This is a genomic window from Pseudomonas sp. 2995-1 (genome assembly GCF_002742505.1).
In the GTDB taxonomy this organism is placed as follows: domain Bacteria; phylum Pseudomonadota; class Gammaproteobacteria; order Pseudomonadales; family Pseudomonadaceae; genus Aquipseudomonas; species Aquipseudomonas sivasensis.
This window is the reverse complement of the sequence record NZ_LJSA01000158.1, coordinates 1-244: the sequence shown is the minus strand read 5'-3', so window position 1 is coordinate 244 and position 244 is coordinate 1. Positions and strand designations below refer to the sequence as shown.

1 protein-coding gene is annotated in these 244 nt (G+C 36.9%); it reads right to left on the bottom strand.

Annotated elements, in window-relative coordinates:
• Positions 1 to 244: hypothetical protein (locus AOA61_RS31115; protein ID WP_218197320.1), on the bottom strand; the 244-nt coding region annotated here is incomplete at both ends.

Below are 244 nucleotides of genomic sequence, written 5' to 3'. Positions count from 1 at the left end.
GGATTACTTCTTGTAAAGGAAACCCATAAGAAGTTACTTAAAGTCTCACTAATAAACTTACTATCATCAGAAACGATAATCATTGGGCATGACGGGATCTCGCCAATTTCTTTAATCGCTGAAGTGAGTGCTTCCATTTCCTTATGTGTTTCTTCATAAGAAATAAATGCAGGTCCTTTCAAGGCAACAACCCCAGGCATGACGATTTCAGCTTGTCCAAATTTATTGATGTTCTTCAATACAT